Origin of the sequence: Aliiglaciecola sp. LCG003, assembly GCF_030316135.1 — a bacterium.
Lineage (GTDB): Bacteria > Pseudomonadota > Gammaproteobacteria > Enterobacterales > Alteromonadaceae > Aliiglaciecola.
Map to the genome: position 1 here is coordinate 3,488,766 of NZ_CP128185.1, position 11,570 is coordinate 3,500,335.

Sequence of the window (11,570 nt, forward strand, 5' to 3'; positions counted from 1 at the left end):
CTTTTCTGGCGGCCTTTTATATACTGCTGTTTAAATTATCGGCAAAATAGCGGTAATTCCTTCGATATCAGTTAATTTGTCATCAAATCGTCACCATTTGTTAACAAAAAGTAAAACTATTTGTTTTATTTTAGCTTGGCCTATGGTACATACTGTTTTGGCAATGCCATTAGTTAGGAAATACTAATTCATTGTCAGCCTGATTTGCGCAAAAAACAAAAAATGGAGACGTAAAGTGGATAAAAATGAATTAATGTCGATGATTGACTCAGAATCCCGCCCATCTAAAACAAAAAGTAAAAAGCGTAAGTGGAGAGAAATAGAAGCGATACAAGATCGTTATCGGCTAAGAAAAGAACTCGAAGAAATGGATATGTCTTTGGAAGCAGAGCTAGCTAATTTATAAATAACGTTAAAGCCCCGAATGTCGGGGCTTTTTTATGCTAAAGACCAATCAACTGGAGTATCACCCTGCGCCAGCAGTAACCGATTTGTCTTGGAAAAATGCTGACAACCCAAAAAACCACGATGGGCAGATAATGGCGAAGGATGGGGCGCGGTGAGTATGTGGTGTTTTTTCTGATCTATTATTTGCCCTTTTTTCTGGGCATGACTTCCCCACAGCATAAATACTAAGTTCTGCCTATGTTGACTAAGGCGCTGAATTACATGGGCTGTAAAGTCTTCCCAGCCATACCTTGCATGGGAATGAGCCTTACCTTGTTCGACGGTTAACACGGTATTCAGCAACAACACTCCCTGCTGCGCCCAACCTTGGAGATTGCCATGGGTTGGCGTGCTAAAACCCGCTATGTCAGTTTCCAATTCTTTAAAGATATTGCGTAATGACGGAGGGATCTTGACGCCATTCTTCACCGAAAAGCTCAAACCATGTGCCTGGCCTGAACCGTGATAGGGATCCTGGCCGATAATCACTACCTTTACTTGCTCAAAAGGTGTCGAATCAAAAGCATTGAACACTGCATCAGCGGGAGGGAAGATAACCTTCCCTTCTGTACGTTCACGTTCCACTCGTTGCATCAGTTGTTGAAAATACGGCTGATTCTGCTCAGCCGCTAATTCAGTTTGCCAATCGCTCACAGTCAGCCTTTTAATATACTAAACAAATGAGCTTTTAATTGTGCATAGTCATTCGGTAGTTCAGTGGATAATATCTCTTTGCCCGCGCAGTCTGCCAAGGGTTGCGGCAAGCTAATTGGCTGCCCTAAAACATTTTCAACACTTTCTCTAAACTTGGCCGGATGCGCTGTACCCAAGAAAATGCCCGTCTGTTCAGGCTCTAAATGACGAGATAACGAACGGTAGGCAATGGCCGCATGAGGCTCACTAATGTAGCCTAAATTTGCCAATTGTTTCATAGCCACTTGGGTGTAGTCTTCATCTACCGCATCACCACTTAAAATTGCCTTATCGATAAGCCCTTGCTCTATCATCGCCTCTATTCGTGGCCAATTGTTTGGTTGACTTACATCCATCGCATTAGACAAGGTAGCCACTGTGGATTTGGGCTGCCACTCTCCCGTTTTCAAATAACGAGGGACAGTGTCATTTGAGTTTGTGGCAGCAATGAAGTGCTTAACCGGTAAACCCATGACTTTTGCAATCATACCTGCGGTTAAATTGCCAAAGTTACCGCTTGGCACAGAGATGACTAGATCTTGTCTTTGAGCTTCACTGAGCTGAGAAACGGCTTCAAAGTAGTAACAAACTTGTGCAAGCAGACGACTGATGTTAATTGAATTAGCAGAATTGAGATGTAATCCAACCCGCACATCTTCATCATCAAAAGCTGATTTGACCAATTGCTGACAGGCATCAAAATCATCTTCTATGGCAACGGTATGAATATTGTCACCTAGGGTCGTAAACAGCTTTTCCTGTAACAGGCTAATTTTGCCTTTAGGATACAAAATCACTACATTGATATTTTCAATACCATGGAAGGCATGCGCTACCGCTGCACCAGTATCCCCGGAGGTCGCGGTTAATATGGTAATCGGCTGGCCTTTGGCAATAACCGATAACACCTGAGCCATAAACCGCCCACCAAAGTCTTTGAAGGCTAACGTCGGCCCGTGAAATAACTCAAGACTATAAATATTATCCGCCACTTTGACTAAGGGTGCTTCAAAGGTAAACGCCCGCTCGACTATCCCTTGGATTTCAGCCTTGGGCAATTCATCGCCAATGAGACGACTTAATATTTCGACTGAGCGCGCTACGAAAGGGAGTGCAAGTAATTCGTCTATGTTTTCAAACTTGGGAAACTGTTTTGGGAAATATAACCCTTGGTTTTTACCCAGCCCTTTCTTGACAGCTTCGGCAAAACTGGCTTTATCACTGTCATCTTTTAAATTGAACAATTCCACGTACTTATTACCTTAATTTTATGTTTCCGCTTCGTACATTGAAACGGCAATTAAGAGGCCTGGGCCCCTTGCGAATCAATCCGACAAATATGGCTAAATCCGGAGTCATTTTGAATATAGTTGTCATTTAACCAATGTTGAATAGTCTTAGCTTTGCTTAAATCATTGCAAACCGCAAATACAGTAGGGCCGGATCCAGAAATACCAAATGCCAGACCACCATTTTGCATCACAAAATCTCGACTTTGACCGAAATGGGGCAATAGTGATTTTCGATAAGGCTCAGCCAACACATCTTTCATTACAGCAGCGGCGAGATTTTCATCTTTACGGTAGCAAGCATCAACAAAAACCGCCAACTGCTGACCAAAGGTTATGGTATCTGCGATACTAATCTGCTTCGGCAAAATACGACGAGCCTCTGAAGTGGAGACACTGATACCGGAATAACACACTACCCAATACCAGTTTTCAAATACCGGCAATGAAAGGGCTATTTGATTCGAGGCGTTGTTCATCAAGGTTAGTCCGCCTACGAAGCATGGTGCGACATTATCATAGTGCACACTGCCGCTGATCTGGCCTTCCAGTTCGCCCATCATCAACAGCAACTCATGCTGTTCAAATGCGCTGTCGAAAAACTCATTTAAGCCATGTAATGCAGCCACAATAGAGCTAGCACTTGAGCCTAAGCCGCTGCCAATTGGCAAATTTTTGTATAAGGTCATGGCAACAGGTTGGGCCCTTTGTCCTTTTGATTTGAGTTTTTCAGCAAACATCTTGTAGCAATCCACCACAATATTGGTATTGGTGTCGGCTGGTAACTTATGCGCAAATGGGCCTTTCACTCGTAACTCAAAGGATTGGCTTGAGCTAACTTCCACTTCATCGCCTAAGGGAGAACCATCAATGGGAGACAACGCCGCGCCGAGCAAGTCAAAGCCGAGACTGACATTGCCTATTGACGCTGGCGCGTAGGCCTTCAACATTTTACTCATCAGTTAGATATCCTGTTTCCAAGGCATAGTGCGCAGCACATCAGCAAATACACCAGCAGCCGTCACTGTTGCACCCGCGCCATATCCTCTAATTACATAAGGGATAGGTTGATAATAATGACTGTGAATTGCAAGGGCATTCTCACCCTCTTTGACTGCATAGAGAGGATGCTTACTATCTACCGCTTTGAGTGACACTTTACACTGACCATTTTCGATGGCACCCACGTAGCGTAACACCTGACCTTTTTCTTTGGCCGCAGACACTTGGGTTTTATAGTGCTCATCTAGCTTAGGCAGGTTTTGCATAAATTGCTCAATCGAGCCGCTGGCATCAAATGAATCTGGTAATACAGATTCTATTTCGATGTCATCTAACTCTAATTCAAGATCTGCTTCTCGGGCCATAATTAATAGCTTACGTGCTACGTCCATACCGGAGAGATCATCTCGAGGGTCCGGCTCAGTAAAACCATTGTCGCGGGCAATAGTAGTTGCTTGTGAAATGCTCAGGCCTTCATCAAGTTTGCCAAATACAAATGACAGTGAACCGGATAAAATACCTTCGAAGCGTTTTAGCTCATCGCCGGCATAAATCAACTTCTGCAAGTTATCTATAACGGGTAACCCCGCCCCTACAGTAGTTTCATATAAAAATTGGCGGTTAGTTTGCTGAGCGGTGGTCCGCAAGGTTTTATAAAAGGCGATATCTCGGGTATTGGCTTTCTTATTCGGCGTCACCACATGAAAGCCTGCAAGCATAAACTCTGCATATTGGGCTGCCACAGATTCATTGCTGGTACAATCGACTATGACAGGGTTGACCAGGCTATTTTCCTGCACAAAGTCAGTAATAGTGATCAATGAAAATTGCTTTGTTGATTCTGCAAGTTGACCAGACCAACCGTTTTTCAAGTCAATACCACCAGCTTGCAATAACAGCTTTCTACTATTGGCAATACCGTAAACCTTTAAGCTGATGCCTCTTTCCATCAACGTATGCTGCTGGCGTTCCATTTGCTGTAATAATTCTTTTCCTACGTTACCGCACCCCACCAGGAAAACATCAATGGAGTGGGAGTTTGAGAAAAAATTCTGGTGAACTACCTTCACCGCTTCTTTAGCGCGATGTTTTTCAATGACTGTAGAGATAGAGCGTTCAGAAGAACCTTGTGCAATGGCCACGTTATTGACTCGTGCTTGAGCCAATGAACTGAAAAATTTCGCGGCCAATCCTTTGGAATGTCGCATGCCGTCCCCCACTAAGGTAACTATGGCTAAGTCATGCCTGACTTCGATAGGGTCTAGTAAATGATTACTTAATTCTAATGCGAATGCATCTTCTAACAAGTTCTGTGCTCGTTCCGCATCTTTACTATGGATACAAAAACTAATGCTGTATTCCGATGAAGACTGAGTAATTAGGCTGATAGATATATTGGCATTGGACATCACTTCAAAGACGCGACTGGCCATGCCCACCATGCCTTTCATGCCAGGACCTGCCACATTAAACATTGTCATGTCATCAAGGTGAGAAATACCCTTCACGCTGGTCCAAATATCACTGGACTCTTTACCAATTAAGGTGCCCGGAGCGGCTGGATTAAGGGTGTTGCGAATCAAACAAGGAATATGATGTTGGGCGATAGGTCCGATGGTTTTGGGATGAAGAACCTTGGCCCCAAAATAGGATAGTTCCATCGCTTCTTGATAGGTAAGCTTATCTAATAGAACCGCACCTTCAACTTGATTTGGGTCAGCATTGTAGACTCCATCCACATCTGTCCATATTTCACAGCAATCTGCATCTAAACAAGCAGCCAAAATAGCCGCGGAGTAATCAGAGCCGTTGCGCCCTAATGTGACTTTTTCCCCTTCTGTATTTACCGCCACAAAACCTGGCATGATGAGTACATCATCAGAACTATATTGCAGTTCAGCAAAACGCGCCTTACTTACGGCTACATCAGCAATGCTATCGAGGTAATCCCCTTCAGCAACAATATACTGAACCGGATCGATAATAATATTTTTCTGACCTAGGGCGGTGAGAATTTCACTAAACAAATTAACACTAACATATTCGCCCATACTGAGAATTTTGGCGACTATTTGGTCCGGAGCACAGCCTAACAGGCGTATACCGTCTAGGTGCTGCTTTAGGTTCTGCAAAATGCTTTGAATAAAGCTGTTGATCTTATCGGTTCGATAATTGGGAAGTTGCTTGGCAAGATCATCGGCAATACCATTTAAGGTCATTCCTAACTTTGCATACAACTCTCCGTAGTCTTCACCAGATGTAGCTTGTTCACATAACAATGACAATGCATTGGTAACACCTTTGGGAGCCGACAGAACTACCGCAGCGCCGTTTTCTTGGTGACTATCGAGACTAATATCTTTAACTCGTAAGTAGCGCTGCGCATCTGCCAGAGATGAGCCACCGAATTTCAACACCTTCATTTGTTGCTCCTATTAACTTGTTTCACGCTTATTCTTGTTGCTTTTGTTTGTAAATTCGCCTCTTTCATGGACAGCCAATCACAAAATATCAGTTTTAAATAACAAAAAAGCCCGCTGGTTTCGCGGGCTTTTTTTTAAATTTCTTTAAGCACTAGCCAGCGACAGTCCCCGAAGGGCTGGTAATCATCATCATGCCGGTGGTGCTCATTATTATTATTGCTTTCATGTCTTCAATTTGCCGTATAGACGTCTATATGTCAACCGCCTAAAAAAGAATTATTGGATTTTATTGCAAATCAAAAGCTCTAACTTATATCAACAGCGCCAAGATCAAGAGAAGATCAAGAGGGTCAGAGTAACTTGCTATCAGCACCTTTAGTTTATCTGCAAGAACGTCTGTCTCCCCCATGCACTTTTGGGGCAAGTGAGAAACCTGTTTCCAGCTCTACTTTTCGCTTAAATTGGCTGTCCCCAAGCACTTTTCCTTTATTAGTGGCATTTCTAATTGCATCTACGTTAGATTCAGCAATGTGATTTAAAAACAACGCTCGATAGGCTTTTTTTCTCTCTAACTGATTTTGTCCTAGGGCTAAATAACATGGATGTTGCGTGAGTAGTTTGATGTCTTTATCCAATCCATTGCTATGAAAGCTTGACCATGGATAACTCGCTGGGTGGTCAACCATTCTAGCCCTGACTGGATTCATTTCGATGTAGCGACTCACCAGCAAAAAATATTGCTCACTATCGATCAAGGTTGACTTGAATCGTCCTTCCCACAAAGTCCCAGTGCGCTGATAGGTTTTATTAATGTAGCGTACATAAAATCTTCCGATACCCTGCATCAATTTACTTACTGCCTTGGGAGTGCTTGGTGTCAGGAGTAGATGTACATGATTCGTCATCAGGACAAATGCATGCACGGCAACAGAATATTTTTTCGCGTAAAGGTACAGTTTGTCTAAATATACTGAATAGTCTTGCTCACTGTAGAAACAGGCTTGCCGATTATTACCTCTTTGAACAACATGTTGAGGTACATCTACTAGATTGAGTCGAGGTTGTCTTGGCATAGCAGCAATCCTTTGCTTGAGTGAACCTCATTAGCATAGCTAACTAGGCGACAGCATCAACCGTATAGCTAGAGAACTAGACCTTTAATGCCAAAGATTCAAGTTACTCTGACCCTGAGGTATCCCCACGAAATAAACAGAGAAGTAATTTAAAATAATTTGGAACATTCACGGTACTTGGTGATCAGATCAATCGCCAAACATCACTAAAGACCAATACCATGAATGAAGTTGTTATTTTGAAGAAGTTCCTTAGAGCTGTCACGCCCAAAATGCATAAAGTTAGACGAGCGTCATTAACGAGTTGTGTGAGCAGTTTGCTAAATGGAGCTAAAGCCAGTGTTACCAGCATGGGACGCGGTATTTCATCTTCAGCATATGAAAAACATCGCATTAAACAAGCGGACCGCTTGTTGTCTAATAAACACATTATTAATGAACAATTACCTATCTATCAAGCCATCTATACGCAATATACGAATGCTTCATCACGCCCTATTATTCTGATTGACTGGTCTGACTTAGATACGCATAAAGGCTGTTTTTTGCTAAGGGCTTCGGTAGCTTTTAATGGCCGAGGAGTGGCTATTTATCAAGAAGTTCATGATATGAGCACGAAAGAAAAACGGTGCACGCACAAGGCGTTTTTAGCAAAATTAAAGACGATTATCGATGACGATGCTAAACCGATAATTGTGACAGATGCTGGCTATAAAACCCCTTGGTTTAAAGAGGTCATTGCTCTGGGGTGGGACTTTGCAGGAAGAGTCCGCAAGCCTATGATGTATGTTAATCAAAAAGAAGACTGGGAGCATACCTCTGAGTTATATAAGCGAGCTACCAGTCAACCTATAGGGTTTACTAGCCATATTTGCCGCAGCCAACCTTTAGCATGTACCTTGGTGTTATTTAAAGGAAAAAGCAAAGGCCGACATAGCTTAACGCAACATAACATTGCCCGCCAATCTAAGTGTTCCAAGGTCCATGCAAGAGGTGCTACAGACCCTTGGTTAATTGCCACATCACTTCCTCGCACCAAAAGTTTAGGTAAAAAAATAGTCGCTATTTATCGACTGCGTATGCAAATTGAAGAAGAGTTTAGAGATATCAAAAGCAGTTTATTTGGATTGGGTTTTGAACACCATAAAAGCCGATATATACACCGCATTGCAGTACTCATCCTTATCGCTACACTTGCCAGTATTCTGGCCAACATTATAGGTCTAGCAATGTTCACGGCTGGTTTACACCGTCGCTATCAAGCGAACACAGTTAAGGTTAGACGAGTATTATCGTTTCACTATTTAGGATTGAGAGGCTTCGTAGATAAGCATTTCAAATTGCTCAGCGAGCAATTTGAAACTGCGGTATTAAATATCAGAACTATGATAGCAGACAATTTTAATGATTGAATATTCGTGGGGATCCCTCAGACTCTGACCCTCTTGATCCAGCGCCAAGATCAGGGGAGTCAAATCAAGAGGTTAATGCAGGCCGAATCGGTTTAGAATTTTGAGTAGTTTGTCGGCATCGACTGGCTTTTCAATAAAGTCCAATGCGCCAAGTTGTGCCACGCGCTTTTTCATTTCAGGTTGAATATCCCCAGAGACCACAATAACGAACACTTCAATACTATGCCTTTTGATTTCCTCAAGCACCCCTATACCGTCCAGTTGGGGCATGGTCAAATCTAACAGCATCAATGCAAAGTGTCTTTCTTGCAGTTTAGCCAGCGCTTCATGGCCGTTGCAGGCAAGATGCACCTCGCTGGCAAAATCATCAGGTAAGCTGCGCTTTGCCATTTTGCGTGCAATTGCTGAGTCATCACAAATTAATACAGGGAAACTCACTGGTACTCCTTTTTACCTTGTCACACATGTTGTGTTGTTTTATGGTGCAAAATATATTGTCCTGTAACCTCGGTAGCTGACAAAACCTTATGCCCGAAATTCAACAACGCGTTGCTTATCTAATTCTCACTGGCTTTGAAAAAAATTACCGCTGGTTTTGCCGCATTACCTCCGGAGCAAAATCCCGCTTTGAACAGGCTCAATGGCAAGCAGCCCAGTTTGCTGTCAAAGAGCGCATCTCAATTTATGAACAAAGCCTGTCTGATACTGTCGCTGAGCTTTACACATTAGTCAATCCACATCAACAGGTGCTGGAGTTTTGGCAGGATGTAAAACGCCACTTCGCTGCACAACTAGAGCAACACCCCCAATACGAGCTCGCAGAGACGTTTTACAATTCAGTTATTGGTCGAGTGTATAAACACAATAAAATTGACGATGACATCATGTTCATCTTGCCCAGTCGCTGTTACATCGCAGGTCAGGACCGCAGTAAAATAGTCAACAGCTTTGATACCGGCGGCACTGTGGGGTCAATGATGACCTCCATTTTATCTATCTATCGCTTTTCCCTTGAGTTTGAAAATAAAGCCTTAGATTTAGAAAACTTAGACCAAGCCTTACGTAGACGGTTAAATACTCAGCAACTGGCTATGGTGCACACAGTCGAGATTCTCAAACCAGTATTTTACCGCGGAAAGGCCGCCTATCTGATTGGCCGTATCTGTATGCCAGATGAGACAATGCCTTTTGTTATTGCATTATTGGTTAACGCAGATAATCAACTGCAAGTAGATGCACTGCTAACAGAACGCAAAGATTTGAGCGTGATTTTTGGCTTCGCCCGGGCCTATTTCATGGCTGACACTCTTTATCCAGCAGAAATTGTCGCCTTCCTACAAGAACTGATGCCGAATAAAAAAAATTTCGAGCTGTACATGGCAATCGGTCACTACAAGCACGGTAAAACCGTCTTTTACCGTAACTTCTTGCAACATATGGATAACAGCGACGACAAATTCACTATTGCACCAGGTGTGCGAGGGCTGGTGATGGCGGTCTTCCATCTTCCCTCATACGGAGTGGTGTTCAAAATCATCAAAGATGAATTTCCCGAGAGTAAGAGTGTCACCCGCGAACAAGTAAAAGAATGCTATCGATTGGTCAAAATGACCGACCGCGTGGGACGCATGGCCGATACCCATGAATATGTAAACTTCCGCTTGCCCCTAGCGCGAGTTGAACCTGAACTTCTCAAAGAGCTACAGGAAGTGGCTAGTAAAAATATTGAAGTGGTGAATGATGAATTAATCATTAAGCATCTTTATATAGAACGAAAAATGACACCGCTCAATTTATTTTTACAAAACGAAACTGACCCACAAAAAATTCATAATGCCATCGATGATTTAGGCTTGTGTATCAAACAAATTGCCGCAGCGAATATCTTCCCCGGCGATATGCTACATAAAAATTTTGGGGTGACTCGTCATGGTCGGGTGATATTTTACGATTACGACGAAATCTGTTGGATGCATCAACGGACATTTCGTAAATTGCCACAATCAGATGACCCCTTTGCTATAGATACCTTGTCAGTCTCGCCGGAGGACGTTTTCCCAGAGCAGTTCGAGCATTTTATTGTCGGCAAGCGCGTACTTAAAGATTTACTCAAAGAGCTTCATCCTGACCTGATGACAGCCGAATATTGGATAGCGGCTCAAAAACGCGCCGCCAGGGGTGAAGTGCTGCATTTTTCACCCTACTCAGAAAGTAAACGTTTTATTCGCTCCACAGTGGAGGCTTAATCACTTGTCAACTGGCGAGCTAAGCAGATTGCAGCGCACCTTAGGGATCAGTCTTCCCTCCGCAGAAGTGGCGATTTCACCAGCGTGGCACAATGAGCAACACGTCAGGTTATGGGTAAAGCGGGATGATTTAATCCATCCAATTATTTCTGGCAATAAATGGCGAAAACTCGGTTTAGCGTTACAGCAAATAATGCAGCAAAAACCCTGTCAGATTATCAGTTTTGGTGGTGGATACTCCAATCACCTGCATGCACTAGCCTATTGTTGTCAGCAACTTCAACTGCCGCTGCGTTGCATAGTCCGAGGAGATTACTCAAAAAATATGACTCCTATGCTGACAGACATCCAACAATGGGGGGCAAAAATTGAATTTGTCGACAAGCTAACCTACTCAAAACGCAATGATGAGGATTATTTAAACCGTATTAAACAGCAGTTTGACAACCCCGTGATTATCCCAGAAGGCGGCTCCCAGCAGCAGGCTTTGCATGGCAGTGCAGAAATCATCAATGAGCTACAACAAAGCTACGATTACATAGTCACGCCGGTGGCAAGTGGCGGCACCATGGCTGGATTGGTCCATGGCATAGATCTAATTGCACAAGTAAGCAGTAAAATTCTGGGTATCGCTGTACTCAAAGGCCAAGATTACCTAGAACACCTAGTAAAGGACTTATTGCCTGAAGCGCAAAACAGATCCTTGTCAGCCCAATGGCAGATTTTACATGATTACCATTGTGGTGGTTACGCCAAGAAAACACCTGAGTTAATCAGTTTCTGTGAGGATTTTTATCAAGACACCCATATAAAAGTTGAACCTGTCTATTCAGGTAAACTCTTTTTCGCTTTAAAGCAGATGATTGAACAGGGATACTTCCCGGCCAACAGCAAAATTTTAGCCATACACACAGGTGGAATGCAGGGGAATCGAAACTGAGCAAGCATCGTTCTGCAAGACTCCGAATGTACGTAAGCCTTGATA

At 43.2% G+C, this 11,570-nt stretch carries 10 protein-coding genes; 4 read left to right on the forward strand and 6 right to left on the reverse strand.

Annotated elements, in window-relative coordinates; genetic code table 11:
* Positions 1 to 235 precede the first annotated feature (235 nt).
* A complete protein-coding gene (locus QR722_RS15210; protein ID WP_286283778.1) occupies positions 236 to 406 on the forward strand; it encodes a DUF3545 family protein in 171 nt (56 codons plus the stop codon).
* Positions 407 to 438: 32 nt separating this feature from the next.
* On the opposite strand, the gene ung is transcribed toward QR722_RS15210, so the two are convergent.
* From ung to QR722_RS15235, 5 genes are all read right to left on the reverse strand, one after another.
* Positions 439 to 1,107 (reverse strand): uracil-DNA glycosylase, encoded by a 669-nt coding sequence (ung, locus tag QR722_RS15215; RefSeq protein WP_286287697.1) that lies wholly within the window; start codon positions 1,105 to 1,107, stop codon positions 439 to 441.
* A complete protein-coding gene (gene thrC, locus QR722_RS15220) occupies positions 1,104 to 2,390 on the reverse strand; it encodes a threonine synthase (RefSeq protein WP_286283779.1) in 1,287 nt (428 codons plus the stop codon). The genes ung and thrC overlap by 4 nt, the downstream gene beginning before the upstream one ends.
* A gap of 50 nt (positions 2,391 to 2,440) precedes the next feature.
* On the reverse strand, positions 2,441 to 3,388 hold the full coding sequence (gene thrB, locus QR722_RS15225; RefSeq protein ID WP_286283780.1) for a homoserine kinase: 948 nt from the start codon (positions 3,386 to 3,388) through the stop codon (positions 2,441 to 2,443).
* Positions 3,389 to 3,391: 3 nt separating this feature from the next.
* Positions 3,392 to 5,854 (reverse strand): bifunctional aspartate kinase/homoserine dehydrogenase I, encoded by a 2,463-nt coding sequence (gene thrA / locus QR722_RS15230; protein WP_286283781.1) that lies wholly within the window; start codon positions 5,852 to 5,854, stop codon positions 3,392 to 3,394.
* 380 nt (positions 5,855 to 6,234) lie between these two features.
* Positions 6,235 to 6,927 carry a transposase gene (locus QR722_RS15235; protein WP_286283782.1) on the reverse strand — a complete coding sequence of 231 codons (693 nt, stop codon included), beginning with the start codon at positions 6,925 to 6,927 and terminating at the stop codon, positions 6,235 to 6,237.
* 221 nt (positions 6,928 to 7,148) lie between these two features.
* Here QR722_RS15235 and QR722_RS15240 point away from each other — a divergent pair, with 221 nt between their 5' ends.
* Complete coding sequence (locus QR722_RS15240) at positions 7,149 to 8,339, forward strand: IS4 family transposase (RefSeq protein WP_286283783.1); 1,191 nt, start codon at positions 7,149 to 7,151, stop codon at positions 8,337 to 8,339.
* 72 nt (positions 8,340 to 8,411) lie between these two features.
* Here the strand turns inward: QR722_RS15240 and QR722_RS15245 are convergent, their stop codons facing one another.
* The gene (locus QR722_RS15245) at positions 8,412 to 8,777 is read right to left on the reverse strand and encodes a response regulator (protein WP_286283784.1); all 366 of its coding nucleotides are present in this window, start codon (positions 8,775 to 8,777) and stop codon (positions 8,412 to 8,414) included.
* A gap of 89 nt (positions 8,778 to 8,866) precedes the next feature.
* On the opposite strand from QR722_RS15245, the gene aceK reads away from it, so the two are divergent.
* Entirely contained in the window at positions 8,867 to 10,585 is a 1,719-nt protein-coding gene (gene aceK / locus QR722_RS15250; RefSeq protein ID WP_286283786.1) for a bifunctional isocitrate dehydrogenase kinase/phosphatase, read from the forward strand.
* A gap of 4 nt (positions 10,586 to 10,589) precedes the next feature.
* On the forward strand, positions 10,590 to 11,525 hold the full coding sequence (locus tag QR722_RS15255; RefSeq protein ID WP_286283787.1) for a 1-aminocyclopropane-1-carboxylate deaminase/D-cysteine desulfhydrase: 936 nt from the start codon (positions 10,590 to 10,592) through the stop codon (positions 11,523 to 11,525).
* The last annotated feature ends 45 nt before the right edge of the window (positions 11,526 to 11,570 follow it).